General features: G+C 31.0%; 17 protein-coding genes. All 17 read left to right on the top strand.

The features are described from left to right. Positions 1 to 132 precede the first annotated feature (132 nt). Positions 133 to 2,763 (top strand): S-layer homology domain-containing protein, encoded by a 2,631-nt coding sequence (locus MKY71_RS03075; protein ID WP_340731551.1) that lies wholly within the window; start codon positions 133 to 135, stop codon positions 2,761 to 2,763. 349 nt (positions 2,764 to 3,112) lie between these two features. Then, positions 3,113 to 3,607, top strand: coding sequence for a tetratricopeptide repeat protein (locus MKY71_RS03080; RefSeq protein WP_340731552.1), 495 nt, complete (start codon positions 3,113 to 3,115; stop codon positions 3,605 to 3,607). An 18-nt stretch (positions 3,608 to 3,625) separates the two neighbouring features. Beyond that, positions 3,626 to 5,179 carry an O-antigen ligase family protein gene (locus MKY71_RS03085; RefSeq protein WP_340731553.1) on the top strand — a complete coding sequence of 518 codons (1,554 nt, stop codon included), beginning with the start codon at positions 3,626 to 3,628 and terminating at the stop codon, positions 5,177 to 5,179. Then, the gene (locus MKY71_RS03090) at positions 5,163 to 6,077 is read left to right on the top strand and encodes a Wzz/FepE/Etk N-terminal domain-containing protein (protein ID WP_340731554.1); all 915 of its coding nucleotides are present in this window, start codon (positions 5,163 to 5,165) and stop codon (positions 6,075 to 6,077) included. Before MKY71_RS03085 ends, MKY71_RS03090 begins: the two co-directional genes overlap by 17 nt. An 82-nt stretch (positions 6,078 to 6,159) precedes the next feature. Next, positions 6,160 to 7,050, top strand: a complete 891-nt coding sequence (locus MKY71_RS03095; protein WP_340731555.1) for an SP_1767 family glycosyltransferase — start codon at positions 6,160 to 6,162, stop codon at positions 7,048 to 7,050. A 41-nt stretch (positions 7,051 to 7,091) separates the two neighbouring features. Then, on the top strand, positions 7,092 to 8,333 hold the full coding sequence (locus MKY71_RS03100) for an O-antigen ligase family protein (protein ID WP_340731556.1): 1,242 nt from the start codon (positions 7,092 to 7,094) through the stop codon (positions 8,331 to 8,333). 14 nt (positions 8,334 to 8,347) lie between these two features. Continuing rightward, positions 8,348 to 9,256, top strand: a complete 909-nt coding sequence (locus MKY71_RS03105; protein WP_340731557.1) for a glycosyltransferase family 2 protein — start codon at positions 8,348 to 8,350, stop codon at positions 9,254 to 9,256. A 1-nt stretch (position 9,257) separates the two neighbouring features. Continuing rightward, on the top strand, positions 9,258 to 10,163 hold the full coding sequence (locus tag MKY71_RS03110) for a glycosyltransferase family 2 protein (RefSeq protein WP_340731558.1): 906 nt from the start codon (positions 9,258 to 9,260) through the stop codon (positions 10,161 to 10,163). A 10-nt stretch (positions 10,164 to 10,173) separates the two neighbouring features. Further along, complete coding sequence (locus MKY71_RS03115) at positions 10,174 to 11,244, top strand: glycosyltransferase (RefSeq protein WP_340731559.1); 1,071 nt, start codon at positions 10,174 to 10,176, stop codon at positions 11,242 to 11,244. Then, the gene (locus MKY71_RS03120; protein ID WP_340731560.1) at positions 11,241 to 12,353 is read left to right on the top strand and encodes a glycosyltransferase family 4 protein; all 1,113 of its coding nucleotides are present in this window, start codon (positions 11,241 to 11,243) and stop codon (positions 12,351 to 12,353) included. Before MKY71_RS03115 ends, MKY71_RS03120 begins: the two co-directional genes overlap by 4 nt. Positions 12,354 to 12,399: 46 nt before the next feature. After that, positions 12,400 to 13,293, top strand: a complete 894-nt coding sequence (galU, locus tag MKY71_RS03125) for a UTP--glucose-1-phosphate uridylyltransferase GalU (RefSeq protein WP_340731561.1) — start codon at positions 12,400 to 12,402, stop codon at positions 13,291 to 13,293. A 78-nt stretch (positions 13,294 to 13,371) separates the two neighbouring features. After that, positions 13,372 to 14,367: a UDP-glucose 4-epimerase GalE gene (gene galE / locus MKY71_RS03130; protein WP_340731562.1), complete on the top strand. Its 996-nt coding sequence runs from the start codon at positions 13,372 to 13,374 to the stop codon at positions 14,365 to 14,367. A 55-nt stretch (positions 14,368 to 14,422) separates the two neighbouring features. Continuing rightward, a complete protein-coding gene (locus MKY71_RS03135) occupies positions 14,423 to 15,754 on the top strand; it encodes a sugar transferase (protein WP_340731563.1) in 1,332 nt (443 codons plus the stop codon). A 233-nt stretch (positions 15,755 to 15,987) separates the two neighbouring features. Next, positions 15,988 to 17,010, top strand: a complete 1,023-nt coding sequence (locus tag MKY71_RS03140; protein WP_340731564.1) for a polysaccharide biosynthesis protein — start codon at positions 15,988 to 15,990, stop codon at positions 17,008 to 17,010. Further along, entirely contained in the window at positions 17,011 to 17,865 is an 855-nt protein-coding gene (locus MKY71_RS03145) for an SDR family oxidoreductase (protein WP_340731565.1), read from the top strand. It begins immediately after the preceding gene. A gap of 23 nt (positions 17,866 to 17,888) precedes the next feature. Beyond that, complete coding sequence (gene wecB, locus MKY71_RS03150) at positions 17,889 to 19,016, top strand: non-hydrolyzing UDP-N-acetylglucosamine 2-epimerase (protein WP_340731566.1); 1,128 nt, start codon at positions 17,889 to 17,891, stop codon at positions 19,014 to 19,016. Between the two features lie 99 nt (positions 19,017 to 19,115). Then, complete coding sequence (locus MKY71_RS03155) at positions 19,116 to 20,372, top strand: hypothetical protein (RefSeq protein WP_340731567.1); 1,257 nt, start codon at positions 19,116 to 19,118, stop codon at positions 20,370 to 20,372.

A 20,372-nucleotide genomic window follows, 5' to 3' on the forward strand; every position in this document is an offset into this window, starting at 1 on the left:
TGGTTTATATGGTAAAAAAAGATTGACATAGTAAATGTATACTAATAGAATTTATGTGTAGTTAGTTTTTCTGCACATTTTTCGTGTGGGTAACTAAAATATTATTTTCACATATGAGGAGGAAATTTTTCAATGGCTAACCAACCAAAGAAATACACAAAATTCGTAGCAACAGCTGCGACAGCTACATTAGTAGCATCTGCAATCGTACCAGTTGCATCTGCTGCAGAATTATCAGACATCAAAGGCAACACGCACGAAGAACACATCAATGCTTTAGTTGATGCTGGTGTAATCAACGGCTACCCAGACGGTACTTTCAAACCTAACAAAACTCTAACTCGTTCAGACGTAGTTAAATTATTAGGTAAGTACTTAGAAACTCAAGGTTACGAGCCAGCTGGTAACTATAAAACTAGCCCAGCATTCGCTGACTTAACAACTAAAACTAACGAAGAGTTATTAAAATACGCTTCAGTAGTTAAAGAATCAGGTGTATTTGTAGGTTCTAACGGCAACCTTAAAGCTGGTGATCCAATCACTCGTGAAAACATGGCGATCGTATTAGTACGTATGGCTAATACATTACATGACATCAGCTTAGAAGAGTTCGTAGCTGAACAAGATTTCAATGGCGATGTTAAAGACTTAGCTCAAGCTAAAGCTGAAGCTCGTACTGCAATCGCTGTATTAGATTACTACGACATTACAAACCCAACAGTAGCTAACTTCAATCCAAAAGGTGACACTACTCGTGGACAATTCGCTACATTCTTAAACAAAACAATCAATGCTGAGTTCTCAGGCGCTGAGCAAGGTGCTTCTGAAGTTGTTCCGACTAAAATTGAATTAACTGAAAAAAATATTCAATCTGCATTTGGTGAAAAAGTTACAGTTACTGCAAAAGTAACAGTTGCAGACGGTGAATCTGCAGAAGGTATTCCAGTAACATTTACAGTTGATGCTGAAGGAACAGACACTTTATTAGTACCTCAACTTAAAGAAGAAGTAAAAACTAATGCAGAAGGTATTGCTACTTATACTTATACACGTGAGCATAAATACAGTACTTCTAAGTCTTTAATGGATGATGTAACAGCATACCCAACTATTAAACCAACTTTAAAAGCGAATACAGTTGTTTACTGGGGAACTTCATTAAAAATTACTGATGTAACAGAAGGTTCAACTTTAGCTAACGGGACTAAGAAAGTATATAAAATCACTGGTACACCAGGTGCACGTGTAGCAGTTACTTTTGCTGAAAACCAAAATGTAACTCCTGATAAAGCAGTTACAACTGCTAAATTTGAAGGGATTCCTACTCAGTATGTAACTTCTGGTGATACAGCGACTACTGGTAGCGCTCCATTCCCTTACAGCTATACTACAGGTGGTAGTGCAGTAGGTGTAGCAGTATTAGATGTAAATGGTAATGCTAACATTGTTGTTACAGGTAGCAATGCAACAGTTACTCCAGTAGTATATGAAGCAAATACAAACTTCAAATATTCTGCAACTAAATTACAAGCAAAAGCATCTTCAGTTACTTTCCAAGCAACTCAAGTATTAGGCTTAACTTTAGCGGCAGAAGGCAAACAAGTAGCTGCTAACTTCTTATCTTCAAATGAAACTGGTGGACGTGACTATGTTGCGACTCTAACTGATGGCAACGGTAAACCAGCAGCAAATACAGTTGTAACAGTTCGATTCGATAACACTAGTTCGAATAATTTGCAAACATTACGTTTTATTAAAACAGTTAACGGTAATAAGTCTATCGAACAAGCAACAAGTGCAGATTCTGCAACATTCACTGTAGTAACAGATAAAGATGGTAAAGCTCGCTTTACTGTTGCGAATTCTGTAGTAGATTCATACGCGACTCCAACTGTATATATTGATAATGATGGTGTAGCTGGATTCTCTAAAAATGACTTACAATCTACAAGTGAAATTGCTTACTTTACAAATATCCGTAACAACGATTACCAAAGCGCAATTCAATTAACTAATACTGCTGGGAAAGCACAAACTTCATTTGGTAAAAATGAAGATGCAGTATTTACTTATGCATTAGTTGATCAAAATGGTAAAGCTCGTTCTTATACTGGAGCAAGCATTGATGTTGCTTTCCAATTAACAAACACTGGTGCTCAACCAGTTACTGTTTATGATGCAAATAACAATGTAATTGCTACAGTAGCGGCAGGCGGAAATGCTACAGTTAAACAAACTTTAGCAGCTGGTGCGCGTTCGGTTTCTATCAGAACAGATGCTGCTGGAGCAACATCATTAAATGTAATTGCAACACCAACTAATCCAGTTATCCCAGGATCTACTACAGCACCTGGTTATACACTAGTTCCTGTTGTAATCAATGGACAAACGGTATGGGTACCACAAACAAATAGTTCAACTCCTTCTTATGAAGTTGGATTTAACTTAAATCAAGTTTCAGCAACAGCAACATTTACATCTGGTGCTCCTAACTATGTAGTTACTACATCGGCTGCTGCAGGTACAACAGCTGATACTGTAACGTTAACATTTACTTCAGCAGTTAATGTTAACGACGTAACAGTATACTTCGGACCTGATGCTGCAACAGTAGCTCAAAAACAAACTGAGCCAAACAACAATACTGTAATTCATGCGACAATTGTTGGTGGTCTAGCTGTAGGTCAAACAATTAAAGTTTCTTATGCTGGTGGGGTTTATACATTTGTTTACCAAGCAGATGGTACATTTGATATTCAGTAATAAGTAATTAATAATTAATTAAACCAAGAAATGGCTAATGTCATTTCTTGGTTTTTTACGTTTGATATATGCGGACAATATTTATGATGGAATTTGAATGGGAATTGTGGGGGCAGAGTAATTTAAAGTCGTAGGCAATTTGGTATCAGTTGATAGGATCATTAGATATTTATATGAAATTGCAGTTAACTTAATTATAAGTAAGATATTTCTTGGTTCGCAATGACCAGAGCATTAATCTACTCTAGTATTTGTATTTATTTAATAGTAAAATTTAAGGAAATTTAATAGAATTTAGTGTATAATTAACAATGTTATTTAAAAGTCAATGCATAAAGGATTGTGAGCAATGCGATTTCGAGAGTCGACAAGAAAATACATATTAATAGGGTTTGTTGCTTTTATTATCGTTGGTTTTATTACTGCAAAAGTTCTAGCAAGCAAACAGGATAAAGAGTTTTTAGTAGACGATACGCTTTATCAACAAGCAAGTCAATTATACAATGATGGGAACTATCCTGCGGCAGGAGAGTTAATTAATGATCTACTATTACGTCAGCCAAATTCTGAATCCGTCAATTATTTGGGAGGGTTAATTAACGCGAATAATGCAAATTATAACCAATCTGCTATTTTACTTCAAAAGACATTGGATATTAATCCTCATAAAGTAGAGGATCCGATGTTTATGCTTCAATTTGGTGAAGTGCTATTTTTTGCTGATCGATTTGAAGATTCTAAAATCGTTCTAGAAAAATGCCGTGAGTGGGGTTGGGTACCTGAATCTAATCCTAACTATCAGGACCGTGTTACAGAATTATTAACTCAAATTGAAAATATGTAATAAGGAAGGTAACTTAAAATGACTTCATTTTATGAAGAACTCCATAAATCCGAAAAGTTTAGTGACGAAGAAGAAAATATTCAGTCCCGTGCCACGATAGATAAATGGATTCTTCGCTTACTATTATTTTTAATCGGTTTTATGCCATTAATAGTTATGGCAAATGTAGAAGAAGTAATTAGTCCTTTAGTGTCGAATATAGATGTACTATCATCGGGGACAAAAGGGGATTTGTTTACACATTATAAAGCATTATTCGTGCTAATAATAACGGTTATTACAGGTGCTATGCTTTTGATTAAAGTGTTATTTATGGAAGGGACGATCCGCAAAACTTATTTAAATTATGTACTCGGCTTATTCGTAGTGGCAATTGTAGTTACTACAATTGCCTCTCCAAATATTTCAGTTGCATTAAATGGTCAATATAATCGTTCTGATGGGGCTATTAGCTGGTTATGTTATGTGGCTTTAATGTTCATAGCGATGAATATTGCATATCCTAAAAGAGTGGTTTCTTATATTATGTATACGATGATGCCGTTTGTATTTATTAACCTTTACATCATTACGATGAATTTTTATGGTAAAGATTTGTTGGTTAATAATGCTTGGATGCAAAGTTTCGTTTCATTATTTTTACCTGAAGGCGCCAATATTTCAGAAGGCTCTGTTTTGGTAGGTACACTTAACCAGTGGAACTATATGAGTGGTATGTTTGCCATAATGACGGTGATGTATTTGGCTTGGGCGGTTTCATCTACCAAAATGCATGAAGCGATTATTGGTTCAATTACTGCTAGTGTTTCCATTTCAATCATGTTCTTAGCTATGTCCACAAGTGGATTTTTAACGGTTTTAATAGCTATTCCATTTATTTTAATCTTTTTTATTCGTATAGAGAAAAAAAGGTTATTTACACTTGCTTTGATAATATTTACGGTTGTTACAATACCACTATTTAATATTTTTGCTACTAAAGATTTTAAGATTTGGACTGAATCTTTTGGTTTTTTTATTGATAAAAATCCATACAAGGCAGAGGAAATATCATTCGGAGATTTAAATAAAGTACATGCTAGTGATTTGAATTTTGAATTACCTTCCTTACCGGAATCTGCATTTAGCCCAGGGACAGGTCGGCTTTACATTTGGGATAAAACATTAGATTTAGTACAAAAGAGAGCTATTCTTGGTTATGGTGGGGATTCATTAATATATAACTTTCCACATTATAATATTGAGGCAAGAGCCGGAATGGTAACTGAGAATACAATTGTAGACAAAACCCACAATTTATACATTGGATTATTATATAGTTACGGGGCTTTTGGTTTAATAGTAGTGCTAATTATATTAGCTGTAGTGGTGTTGCATACCATAAAGAGTTCAATTAGAAATTTAAGTTCAACTTTTATACTATCTCTGACTAGTTTAGCTTATTTTATACAGTCTATGTTTAATGATTCGTTACCAAGTAGCTCTGGGGTAGTCTGGATACTAATAGGCGTATTATTGAGTATTATATTTAATGGCGAGAAGGAGTCTTTAGAGAATGGAAGAAACTATTGAATTAAAACAGATTATTAATATTATACTTAAGGGAAAATGGATTATTGCAGCTTGTACGATAATCACCTTATTAATTACGGGAATTTTTACTTGGTTTGTAATGAATGAAGAGTTTGAATCAAGTGCCGTGGTTCAAATAGCTAGTGGTGTGCAAGATACAGGAATAATGTCAAATTATATAGCAACAGAATTTACACCTACAATTTATACACAAAGAATTCAAGATACTTCTATTATGAAAGAGGGATTCAAAAACCAAGGGTATACTGAGTTTATTAAAGGTAATTTTAGTTTTACAAACTTACCAGAAACAAATTTAATTGAACTACATTATAAAGCTCCCTCACCAGAAGAAGCTCAACTACATTTAGAATTATTAATGGATGAGACGAAAAATCAAATGAATAAATCTGTTAAAGAAACTTTAAATCAATTAGAGCAAACTTATTTAAATGAAACTAACTCTTTATCAAACGAGATAGAACAATTAATGAAAAAGTATAATAACGTGATAATTTCGAATAAATTACCAGAGGTGCTTATTTTACAAACTATAACATCTTCACAGTTTGTATTAAATTTAACACAAGAGCAAACAGCAGCTTTATCAGGTATTTCGGGGACTTTACAAAATGAATTGTTACAATTAAAAGCTCAAATCGATAGTAAATCTAAAGAATATCAAAACGTTTTAGCCAAGTATCAATCTGTAAAAACAGGATTAGATAGTTTTAAACCGGATCCATTTATTCGTGTTATCACTGAACCAACATTAAACGAGGCTCCTACTTCTCCAAGTAAATCTTTTATTTTGGTTGTAGGACTTGTTGTAGGTATATTGCTTGGATTAGCGGTTGCTTTCTTCAATGCGTATTGGAAAAATAGCAGTAGGATATAAAGTGAAATTTGATGAATAAAGTAATTGTACAGAAGTACAATTACTTTATTCATAGTATAAAGTAATATGTCGAGGAGAATATATGAAAAATACGCTATATAAACTATATAAGTATATTTGTTATATACATAGAAAAGTCAATAATAAATATTTAGAAATTAGTATATTAGAAGACCAAGATGTCATAGATAGAATTACAAAAGAAAAATTATCTTTAGCTAGATTTGGAGATGGCGAGTTAGGATTAATTATTAATAAGAGTGAAATCGGCTTTCAAGAAAGTTCTGATTTTTTAATTCAAAGATTAAAAGAAGTATTAATAGAAAATAATGATTCGAAGTTATTAATAGGAGTTCCAAAAATCTTTGTTGAAGATAGTGATTATGATTTAAAAACAAAAATGTTTTGGGCATGTTTTATAGTAAAGAGATTTGATATTCTTAATAATTTGTTGAGCCAAAAAAAAGTGTATGCTAATGCTAGCCTAACTAGACCTTATATGGATTATAAAGTTAAAAATTTGGCTAAAAAAAGATTTGAAAATATAAAGAAGCTTTGGGAAAAAAGAGATGTAATTATTGTAGAAGGAGATAGTACATTTTTTGGTGTAGGTAATGATTTATTTGATAATATTAAGAGTATTAGACGAATAGTTTGTCCATCTAAAAATGCATTTATAAAATATAATGAAATTTTAGAAAGTATATTGGAAGAGGTATCTAGTAATACATTGATATTAATGGCTTTAGGTCCTACTGCAACACTATTAGCTGCTGACTTATCAAAAAAAGGGTACCAAGCATTAGACATAGGCCACATAGACATTGAGTATGAGTGGTTTAGAAAAAGTGCTAAATATAAAATTGAAATAGAGGGGAAAAATATTAATGAGGTCAGTGGAGAAGGGGATATAAAGCCAAAATATATAGCGAATGAAAATTATACAAATGAAATTATTTCAATAATAAAATAATGGTTTTATTCGTTTTAGTTTAGTCTTAATATAGGAAGTAGTTGATTATTATTAAGAATTTTAGTATATCCTTATTTATCTTGTTAGTGATATTTGCCGATTTAAAGGTGACTATTTCACCGTATATACATTGGATAGCTTGGTTAGTATTAATTTTTCCATTGTTTATGCTTTCTATTTATAAAAAAGGAATAGTTAAATCTCCTTTATTATGGCTGGGTTTATTTATATTTTTCTTAGGGGTAGTGAGTAGCTTATTTACAGGATTAAATATAGAAACTGTTATTCAATGTGTAAAAATATTACTTATATTTAGTACTCTATATTTCTTTCTGTACTATAGTAATTTTAAATGGGAAAGTGTAGTTAAAATTATAAATTTGTCTGTGTTAATAAATGTGATATTTTTGATGATAGGTACTATAGGTGGAACAGTACTTGCTACATTAATGACTGCAGATGGTCGGTGGGGTACTATATTAGCGTATCCCGGTTCTTTAGTAAAAATAGGTGTATTAGGCTTTTATATTAATGTGATGTCTGTACTTTTATTGCATAAGAAGGACAAAATCTTTCCCATACTTATGTTGATTCTGAGTATGTATATTATTTTTATGGATGGCTCAAGAACAGGGATGCTAACGGTACTTCTAACTTTACCTATTATAATTTTTTTCTATGCAATCTTGAATTATAAAAACAAAATTAAATTTGTGATGTTGCCAACTATTTTTATTATAGTACTATCTGCTAGTGTGATTTTTGCTATACCAATCTTAAAAGAATCAAGAATTGGTAATAATATCATGAATATTTTACAATCTTCTTCAGTGGATGAAGCATTAAAGAAAATAGACCCAGCCCGTTATTCAATGTATTTAGAAGCAATGAATAAAATTCTTGAAAATCCTTTTATAGGTTCAGGTGCATTTACCACGGTTGGTAATATAGAAGATTCGGCAGGGATGGTGGTCCATAATACATATTTGCAAGTATGGGGTGATTTTGGCTTATTTGGTTTAGCTGGAATTTTTCTTGTTTATTTTGGTTGGTTTGCTCTTGTTCCTAGAATATTAAACAAACTTCAAAATAATATAAATTTAAAAGAAAATGTAGTAGTATGCTGCTCAATATTAATACTAACTTATTTTATTTTAAATGGTTTATTCCATCCGTATAGTACAGAAATGTCGGAATGGATATTATATATTATACCATTAACAATATGTTATTCTTTTTTTGCCAAAGAGATACAACTAAAACAAATTAAGGTGAAATTATAAAAGGAGTAATGAAATTGAAAACTATATTACCTAAAGTAAGTATAATTATTCCAACTTATAATTGTGCTCAATATATAGAGTTAGCTTTATTAAGTGCTTTAGAACAAACTTATCAAAATAAAGAAATAATAATAATAGATGACGGTTCGACAGATGATACAAGGGCTGTCTTAAAAAAATATATAAAAAATAAAGATGTTAATTATATCTATCAAGAAAATCAAGGAGTTTCACAAGCTAGAAATACAGGCATTTCAGTTGCTCAAGGATCTTATGTAGCTACTTTAGATGCTGATGATACTTGGTCAAACACTAGATTAGAAAAAATGATAGCTTTTTTAGAGGGAAATGATTATGATATAGCAATTTCTAATTTTTATATAGTAGATGAATATAGAAGAAGAATTAAATCGACCGCAGCTTTTCCAGAGGGTTATACACACCCCTCGGTTGAAAAACAGTATAGCTCACTTTTAAAGGAAGCTACAGCATTTGCATTGATGGTAGTGAAAAAAGATATACTAATAGATGTTGATTGTTATGATGTTAGTTTAAAAGGTGAGGCGGAAGATTATGATTTATGGCTTAGGTTACTTTCTGAGAAAAAGAAATGGGGGTACTATCCAGAGCCGTTAGTAGAAATGATGGTAAGAGTTGGTTCTCTATCTAAAGGATATTCCAAAAATAGAAAAGCTGCACTAAAAAAAATATTTAATAAACAGATTCCTATTATAGGTCATTTAAAAGCGTATATGTATTATCGATATCATTTAGGTGGATATAGGCTAGACATGTTGATAGTATCTTATCGTGAAAAGAATATAGCAAAAATCAACAAACATATTTTTATTTTAATGAGATCTCCTATATTTAGTTCCACTATTCTCTTAAAAAAACTAATTCAATTTAGGAGGTATGTATAGTATGGAATTACCTTTCAGTATCGTTATTACTACTTATAACAGGAAGTATGAACTAATGCGATGTTTGAAATCTATATTTGATCAAAGTTACAAAAAATATGAAGTAATTGTAGTGGATGATTTTTCTAAGCCAAGTTATCAAGACTATATAATTACAAATTTTCCAAATGTAAATTATGTTTATAGGGAAAATAATTCAGGTCCAGGAGAAAACCGTAACAAAGGTATTAAAGTAGCGAAGCATAATTATGTAATAATTATGGATGATGATGATATTTTTCATAAAGATGCATTTACTATTATAAATCAATCGTTACAAAGTATTGAAAATATCGATCAGTACCCAGTGGTGAATTTTCTAAGATCTAATGCTAGATTAAATTATCAAGATTATTTTAGAGTAAACACTTTCGAAAACCTTACGAAAGGGGTTATTTCTGGAGATGTTACACATGTAATTAATAAAAAGTTATTTCATGAATTTAATTACAAATTTCCTTCAACAAGAATTGGCGGAGAATTACTTTTATGGTTTGAAGTAGCATTAAAGAATGGGTATCCAATATTTAATCAAGAAGTGGTACAACTTATGGATGACTCTGAAGATAGATTGACTAATTTTGATTATCAAGTCAAAAGAGCTAACTTATTCAAGGAATATCAAATGGAGATATTAGATAAATTTGAAGGGGATTTGTTGGAAATTGGAAACTATCCATTTTTAATTACTAAATATAAAGGTGCCATCATCTATGCTTTATTGGATGGCGATAAGAAAAGTGCTTACAAATATATTATAAGGGTGATGAAATATTCAAAAAAGCAGGCAATTTTTCTATTGATGTTAATTTTCCCTAAAGCTACAATAAAAAAGTTGCTTTTTATGTATAGAAAAAGTACGGGTTAGGAGAAGAGTTATGCGAATCTTACATGTAATTCCTAATTTAGGTAGTGGTGGAGCAGAAAAAATGTTAGTAGATTTAATTAAAGAAATGTTGTCACAAAATATTAAATGTGAGGTCGCTGTCCTAACAAAAAATAATAATTTTTTCGGCAAAGAATTAGACATTTTAAATATTCCTGTTTATTACGGTGATACTTCTAAAGTTTATAATATCAGAAATATTCTTTTTCTGAAAAATATTATAAAAACTAAGGAGTATAATTGTATACATACTCATTTATATGCTCCGCAACTATTTACGCCCCTTGCTTGTCAACTTATTAATAAAAAAATACAGTTATTAACTACAGAACATAGTACACATAATAAACGGAGAAATAATAAAATATTTTATTTATTAGATAAATGGATGTACATGCAATATAGCAAAATTGTAGCCATAACAAAGGATACTAGAACTCAATTAATTAATTATTTACCTAATCTAGCTAGCAATACAGTCGTCATTGAAAACGGTATTAATGAGAAAATTTATAGTAATGCTGAACCATTAGCCTACAATGAAATTTCTGCAGAGATTAAAGATGAAGAAAAAATTATTTTAATGGTTGCTGGTATGAGAGAACAAAAAGATCCTGAAACGCTAATTCGTGCAAGTAAGTTATTACCTAAAGAATGTAGAGTTGTTTTTGTGGGTGAGGGTGAACGTATGGAAGAAGTAAAGAGATATGCTAAGGAATTTGGTAGAAACAATATTTTATTTTTGGGCGCGAGAACAGATGTGCCCTCCTTGATGAAAGCTGCTACAGTTTTTGTTCTTTCATCAAAATGGGAAGGCTTTGGGCTAGTCGTTGTAGAGGCAGCTGCTGCCGGTTTACCTATAATTGCTACTGATGTAGAAGGATTACGGGATGTAGTTGCTAAAGTTGGTGGTAATACATTCACACCTTATGATGAAAAGGAGTTAAGCCAGCTTATTACCCAAAATCTAAATGAAAAAATAAAAAAACGAAGTATTTCGACTTTTTCCATCAGCACTACTGCTAAAAAATATTTAGAATTATACGAGGTTATTATTAAATGAAAGTATTATTTGTTGCTTCCGTATATAGACATTTAACCTCCTTTCATGTTCCCTATATGAGCTACTTTCAAGAAAAGGGATACGAAGTATGGGCGGTAGGTAATGGAGACGATAAAGAAATTTTAGAGTTAAATAATATAAAGTGTATCGATATTCCATTTTCAAGGAACCCAATTAATATAAGCAACATAAGTGCGTATAATCTTTTAAAAAAAACCTTTCAAGAACAACATTTTGATTTAATACATGTTCATACACCTGTTGCGGCAGTGATAACACGATTAGCCTTTAAAGATTCAGATTTTGGTAAGTTGATTTACACAGCTCACGGATTTCATTTTTTTAAAGGGGCACCTCTAAAAAACTGGTTGATATATTATCCAATCGAAAAATTCGCAGCAAAATGGACAGATCATTTAATAACAATTAATAAAGAAGATTATATAAATGCCAGGAAATTATTACCGATTGAAAAGGTCTCTTTAGTGCATGGAGTAGGAGTAGAGGACTCGAATGGAACTATAAGTTCTGAAAAAAGATTGGAATTGCTAAGAAGTATGAATATAAAGCCTGATGCAATTATAATTTCCTACATAGCTGAATTAAATGATAATAAGAATCATCAATTTTTATTAAAAAATTGGGAGGTTATAAAAAAGATTAATCCACTATATGAACTTCTTATTATTGGTACAGGAGAAAAGAATAAAGAGCTAAAAAAAATTGTACTAGAAGAGAAATTAAAAGATATACATTTTTTGGGTTATAGAAGAGATGTAAATGAGTTATTAAAAATAACTGATATCGTAACATTGTTATCAAAAAGGGAAGGGCTTCCTAAAAGTATTATGGAAGCTATGGTTAATGGAAAGCCCTGTGTAGTTAGCAATACACGTGGATTAAGAGACTTGGTAAAATCTAACAAAAACGGCTTTGTAGTAGATTTGAATGACGATTCCCAGTTGGTAAATGCGTTCTCATCTTTAGCAGATGCTAATTTAAGAGCAAAAATGGGTTTTTTAGGTCAAGAGTTAATACAACCTTTTATAAAAGAATCGGTATTAAAAGAATATATTGAAATATATTCAAAACAATTAAATTCAAAATAAAATATAGAGAATTATATTCTTGAAATAATGAAAATAGGAGAAGAATATGAAAAAAATACGGAAAGCTATTATTCCAGCAGCAGGCTTAGGTACACGATTTTTACCTGCAACAAAAGCTATGCCAAAGGAAATGTTACCAATTGTAGATAAACCTACAATTCAATACATAGTAGAGGAAGCAATAGCTTCAGGTATTGAGGATATCATTATAGTAACAGGTAAAGGTAAAAGAGCGATTGAAGATCATTTTGATAATGCTTTAGAATTAGAAACAAACTTAATAGAAAAAGGTAAGCTAGAAATGCTTGAAAAAGTTCAGGCTTCCGCTAATGTAGAAATTCATTACATTCGACAAAAAGAACCTTTAGGTTTGGGACATGCTATTTGGTGTGCAAGAAAATTTATTGGAAATGAGCCTTTTGCAGTCTTACTAGGTGATGATTTAGTAAAGAGCGATAAGCCATGTTTGAAGCAATTAATAAATCAATATGAGCTTACTTTTTCAAGTATTATTGGTGTACAAAATGTACCAGATGAGGATGTACATCGCTATGGTGTCATTGATCCAGTTAGTACAGATAGTCGATTAATGCAAGTTACTCAATTTGTGGAAAAGCCGTGTTTAGAAGAAGCACCATCTAATTATGCTATTATTGGAAGATATATTTTAACACCAGAAATTTTTAGTTTTTTAGATGAAAAGAAAAAAGGAAAAGGTGGTGAGATTCAATTAACAGATGCTATTGAATCTTTAAATACCATACAGCGTGTTTTTGCTTATGAATTTGAAGGTCGTCGCTATGATGTTGGGGAACAATTGGGATTTATAGAGACTACAATTGATTTTGCTTTACAGAGAGAAGATTTATCAGAACAAGTAAAGCAATTAATTATTGTTAAAGCTGAACAATTAAAAAACAATAAACCAAATTTTGAATAGTTGGTTTGTTATTTTTATTATATATTAGTATATAACTATAAAGCTGTTCTAAGAATAAATATTAACAGGGGTGATTTGATGAAAATATTAGTAACAGGTGGACTAGGCTTTATCGGTTCTCATACAGTTGTTTCTTTAATTGAAGAAGGGCATTCAGTTGTAATTGCAGATAATTTGAGTAATAGTAAAAAAGAAGTGCTCTATGTATTGCAAGAACTTACAAATAAGGAAATTCCTTTTTATCAAATTGATGTAACTGACAACCCAATGTTAGAAACATTATTTTCAAGATATCAATTCGATGGTGTTATTCATTTTGCGGGTTACAAAGCAGTGGGCCAGTCTGTAGAACAACCATTAATGTATTATTATAACAATTTATTAAGTACAATTAGCTTAGTGAACTGCTGTAAAAACTTTGGTGTGAAAAAGATTGTATTTAGCTCTTCTGCAACAGTATATGGCGATAATAAATCACCGTTAGTTGAAACAATGAATCTTTTACCGACAACTAATCCTTACGGGGAAACGAAGGCGATGTGCGAAAGGATTTTAAAAGACTTACAAGCAAGTAACAATTGTTTTGAAATAGCACTATTGCGCTATTTTAATCCTATAGGTGCGCACACAAGTGGTCTTATTGGAGAAGTGTCAATTGGAACACCGAATAATATAATGCCATATATTACGCAAGTAGGGAAGGGAAATAGAGAATTTCTAAACGTCTTTGGTAATGACTATCCGACTATCGATGGGACGGGTGTTAGAGATTATATACACGTAATGGACCTTGCTGAAGGACATGTTGCTGCTCTAGAAGGATTAACACCTGGTACACATATATATAATTTAGGAACAGGTAGTGGTACAAGTGTGCTGCAGCTTATTCAAACTTTTGAAACAGTAAATAATATAAAGATTCCTTATAAAATTACTTCACGTCGTTCGGGAGATATTGCTACATGTTATGCAGATGCTACAAAAGCTAGAGTAGAATTAAACTGGGTTGCGAAACGCACATTAGAAGAAATGTGTGCAGATGCGTGGCGTTTTGAAAAATCACTACAACTCTAATAGTACAGAGCGTATATTAGAAGCTAAATGATTAAAGCATGTTGGAGGTATTATTTTGGGTGAAATAAACAGTACCCGTACGCAGAAGTTTTTAATAATTTTAATTGATTTATTTTTAATTTTTTTAGCGTATGTGTTATCGTTCCATTTTAGGTTTGAAAAAATTGACCAATTAAACTGGGATGCATTTATAGCTTTAACACCGTGGATTTTATTAATTTCATTGTTTTTTATTTTAATGTACGAGCTTTATTCAATAGATCGGAAAAGTAAATGGGATATTATACGTAATCTTTTCGTCGCTACAACATTAATGCTGTTTTTGACGATGGCTGCTTCATTCTTATTACGGGAGTTTGCTTTACCGCGTTCAGTTATATTTATCGCATATATAATTGGTAATATATTACTGGTTTTTTGGAAATTACTTATTTATTCGTTTGTCTCAAAAAAGGGAAATTTAGTTCTTTTTATTGGTGAGGATGACGAATATTTGAAAATTGCAGACCAAATGGATTTTCAATTCGGCAAAAGAGCAACCATAAACCATGTAAATATGAATGATAGTTTGGAACAAATATTTAAAAATATTTGTAAAGTAGACTATGTTGTCATTGGGGCTAAAATTTCTAATGAATTAAAATCCCAAATTATTTATGAAGCCATTAAAAATGGGAAGATCGTATATGTCATACCTGATTTTTATGATTTATTATTATCGCAATCGATTATTACAACGATAGATGATACCATGGTAATGGGAGTTAATCCATTCGGCTTAACAGTATCTCAGAAACTCATTAAAAGAGCCTATGATATTATTGTATCATTATTAGCTTTAATCATATTAAGTCCTTTTTTTGTAGTGATTATGGTTATAATGAAAATTAAAGAGCCTAAAGGGAGAATTTTTTATAAACAAGAACGATTAGGTCAAAATAACAAAGAGTTTATGATTTATAAGTTTAGATCGATGGTTGAAGGCGCTGAAATATTGACAGGACCAGTATTGGCTGGACAAAATGATCCACGAATTACTAAGTTCGGTCATTTTATTAGAAAGACACGAATTGATGAATTGCCACAATTTTTAAACGTATTAAAAGGTGATATGTCGGTCGTAGGTCCACGTCCTGAGCGAGAATTTTTTATTAAACAATTTGAGCAAGAGCATAGCTCATATACGTATCGTAGTACTGTAAAACCTGGTATTACAGGATATGCTCAAATTATGGGTAAGTATACTACTAGTGTGGAAGATAAATTAAGGTTCGATTTATTCTATATTAGAAATTATTCGTTTGTTTTAGATATTATTATTCAATTTAGAACAGTAATTGTTTTGATGGATAAAACAAAATCGGAAGGCAGAAAAGAGAAGTATTAATTGTTATAAACATTATATCAAACAAAGATTTACCAACTAGGGTCACCAAGTTGGTTTTCTTTGTAGCAAAGGTAACATATGATTTTTATTTTATTCATATTGATTTAAATTAATTTAAATCAATATGAATAAGATTGTAAAATATCTTAAGGATGCATTTTAAATAGCATATCATAGTAAGCTTGATTTTGGTTAGTTACGTTTATTATAAGGTAGTTAGGAGAAATTAATATATGTTTAAAGATAAAATATTATTAATAACAGGCGGCACAGGATCTTTCGGTAATGCTGTAATGAAACGTTTTTTAAATACTGATGTTAAAGAAATACGAATTTTCTCTCGAGATGAGAAAAAACAAGATGATATGCGTAAAAAATATAATAATGATAAATTGAAATTTTATATTGGTGATGTTCGGGACATTAATAGTGTGAAAAATGCAATTTACGATGTAGATTATATATTCCATGCAGCTGCATTGAAGCAAGTACCTTCATGTGAATTTTTCCCAATGGAAGCAGTGAAAACAAATGTAATGGGGACAGACAACGTTGTTACAGCGGCAATCGAAGCAGGTATTAAGAAAGTAATTTGTTTGTCTACAGATAAGGCGGCTTATCCAATTAATGCTATGGGTATTTCAAAAGCGATGATGGAAAAAGTATTTGTTGCAAAATCGCGTACCGTAAATCCTAGCAGAACTTTAATTTGTGGTACACGTTATGGTAATGTAATGGCTTCTCGTGGTTCGGTAATTCCATTATTTGTAGAGCAGATTAAAGCAGGTAAACCTTTAACAATCACAGATCCAAATATGACTAGATTTTTAATGAGTTTAGAAGAAGCAGTAGAATTAGTTGTGTTTGCATTTCTAAATGCTGAAGCAGGGGACATTTTGGTTCAAAAATCACCTGCCTCTACAATCTATGATTTAGCTATCGCTATTAAGGAACTATTTAAAGCTGACAATGAAATAAAAATTATTGGTACACGTCATGGTGAAAAATTATATGAAACACTATTAACTAAAGAAGAATACGTGCATGCAGAAGATTTAGCTAACTTTTATAGAGTTCCGGCAGATAAGCGTGATTTGAACTACGATAAATATTTTGTTGAAGGAATTAAGGAGATAAATAAAGTAGAGGATTATAATTCTCATAATACAGAGCGTTTAAATATAGAGCAAATTAAAGAGAAATTATTGCAATTAGATTTTATAAAAAATGAATTGAAGGATTGGGAGAATAACTAAATGCGAATTTTAGTATTAGGGGGCTCTGGTATGGCTGGTCATATTATCTCTCTTTATTTTAAAGAAGTAGGTTATGATGTAACAGTATTCACAAGAAAAAAAGTTAGTTACTGTGAAAATATCGTTGGAAATGTTAAGGATTTGAAAGAGTTAGAGCGCGTAGTAGTCCACGGTGGATTTAATGCAATAATTAATGCGGTGGGAATTTTAAACCAAGATGCAGAAAATAATAAAGGAGATGCAGTTTTAATAAATAGTTACTTACCACATTTTTTAAGTGATATAACTCAAAAATTAAAAACTAGAGTTATTCACATGAGCACAGATTGTGTGTTTTCCGGTAGAAATGGTAATTATTCTGAGCATTCTTTTAAGGATGGTGAAACATTCTATGATAGATCGAAAGCACTTGGTGAAATAGAAAATTGCAAGGATTTGACATTTAGAAGCTCGATTATCGGTCCGGATATCAATAAAGATGGAATGGGTCTGTTTAATTGGTTTATGAAACAATCGGGAACAATAAATGGTTTTAAAAAAGCTATTTGGACAGGGGTAACAACTCTAACATTGGCTAAAGCAATGGAGCAAGCATTGAAAGAAGATTTAACGGGTTTATACAACCTAGTTAATAATGAAAAGATAACTAAATATGAATTATTAAAATTATTCAATGAAAAAATGTCGGGAAATAAACTTAATATTATAGAAGATAAATCTTTAGTTTTAGACAAATCACTAATAAATACTAGAGATGACTTTTCTTTTGTAGTACCTTCCTATGAGGTAATGGTTATTGAAATGAAAGAGTGGATTTTAACCCATAGGGAATTATATCCGCATTATTTTAAATAAATTTATCAGAAAAGAGTGGTCTTTTGAAGAAATTGAAAGTTATAACTGTAGTAGGGACACGACCTGAGATAATAAGATTATCAGCAGTAATTCATAAATTAGAGGCATCTGAAGCAATAGAACATATATTAGTACATACTGGACAAAATTATGACTTTGAGTTGAACGAAGTTTTTTTTAATGATTTTGAGTTAAAAAAACCAGATTACTTTTTAAATGCTGCTACTGGAACAGCTATGGATACGGTGGGGAATATTCTTATAAAAATTGATCCTTTATTAGAGGAAGTTAACCCTGATGCTTTTTTAATTTTAGGGGACACAAACAGTTGTTTATGTGCAATTGCAGCCAAACGTAGAAAAATCCCGATTTTTCATATGGAAGCAGGCAATCGTTCATATGATCAACGTGTTCCTGAAGAAATTAATCGGAAAATTATCGATCATATAGCTGATATTAATTTAGTATATAGTGATATTGCACGTGAAAGTTTGCTCCGAGAAGGTTTACCAGGAGATCGAATTATAAAAACAGGTAGCCCAATGTTCGAAGTATTAAATTCACGTAAAGTTGATATTGAAAACTCAGATGTATTAACTCGCCTTCAATTAGAAGAAGGGGAGTATTTCCTAGTGTCAGCGCACCGTGAAGAAAATATTAGCTCTGAGCGAAACCTCTTAAATTTAGTTGAATCATTAAATACGATTGCTGAAAAGTTTGGCTACCCAGTCATTATTAGTACGCATCCACGTACACGTAAAATGATTGAAAAAAAAGGTATCGTTTTTAATCCACTAGTACAAACATTAAAACCATTAGGTTTCAATGATTATAACAAGCTACAACTGAAAGCAAAAGCAGTATTAAGTGATAGTGGAACGATTAGTGAAGAATCATCTATTTTAGGATTCCGAGCCTTAAACATTCGTGAAGCACATGAACGTCCTGAAGCGATGGAAGAAGCAGCTGTTATGATGGTAGGACTAGGTGTAGAACGTATTATGCAAGGATTAGCGATATTAGAAATACAAGAGTCGGATACATTGCGTTTAGTAAGTGATTACTCAATGCCGAATGTTGGGGAGAAAGTATTAAGAATTATCTTGAGTTATACAGATTATGTGAAATCTAATGTTTGGAAGAAAAATTAAAGGAACACTATCGTTTAATAAATAGTTTCAAACAGGCATTGTTACTTAGAAAATGCCTGTTTATTATTGTATTTTAAGTTAAAGATCGAGGTGTGGATGATGAAAAAAGGCTTAATTATTTCAAAAGAATATTATCCTATGTCAAATGGAAGTATTACTTGTTTGGAGAATATAATTAATAAGTTAAAGGACAATTATGAAATAACAGTTGTAGGTTATAATTTAGCAGGTGAATTTTTAGATTATGAGAAAAAAAATGGTATAGAGATTTACAGAATATACTCGAAATATGATTTACCTGTAACAAAAAGAAATCGTTTTTTAGAAAAAAGAGCTCAAAATCAAGAATTGTGGGGTAAAATAACTAAATTACCTTATATTCCTTTCTATTTTAATGCTATGAAAAAAGGACTGATCTATCCAATTGCTTGGTCAAGAAATGCTTTGGAATATATAGAAAAATTAATTGTGCCATCAAAATTTGATTTTATTTTGGCGATAGGAGGTCCGTTTGAAAATGTTCGAACAGGTGTCCAATTATCTGAGAAATATGATATCCCGTTGTATATAATTGAGTTTGATTTATTTGCTTATAACCCTACACATAATCTTTTGAATATTGAGGCTGTAAAACAAAATTTAGAAGAAGAATTAACCTGGTATAAACAAGCTAACCATATTTTTGTAACGAAAGAAATGTATAAAACAGTTTTAAATTCTGAGCTGAATAAGTACAAAGAAAAGATAACAGCTATTAATATGCCTAATTTGGTACCACTTATATCTAAAGCTAATAATAGAGACGAAGAAGGTTATGTTGATATCTTATATGCGGGTATGTTTTATGAAGATATTAGAAATCCATCAACAATGTTAAAGATTTTCTCCAAGGTTTTTCAAACAAATTCTAAAATTAGATTACATATTTTGGGTATTGGATGTGAAAATATCACATTTAAATATCAAAAAGAATGGCCAAATAATATTTTTTTATATGGAAAACAAACTAAAGATAAAGTGAACGAATTGATAAAAAAATCCAATTTCTTATTGAATTTAAGTAATGCTATAGCAACTCAAGCGCCTAGTAAAATTGTAGAATATATTTCAACCTGTAAACCAATTATAAATTTCTATTCAATAGATAAAGATTTATGTGTAGATATCTTAAAGAATTATAGTCTTTCAATTTCACTTGATCAACGTCAAGGACAAGAGGAATTATCATTAACATTACTGGAATTCATTAGAGAAAATGAAGGCAAAACTAATAATATAGATGAAATAACATATATGTATTCTGAATACACTCCTCAATATGTAGCAAATAAAATTATAGATGTTCTTGAAGGATAA

The sequence above is a fragment of the Solibacillus sp. FSL W7-1324 genome (genome assembly GCF_038008025.1).
Classification (GTDB): domain Bacteria; phylum Bacillota; class Bacilli; order Bacillales_A; family Planococcaceae; genus Solibacillus.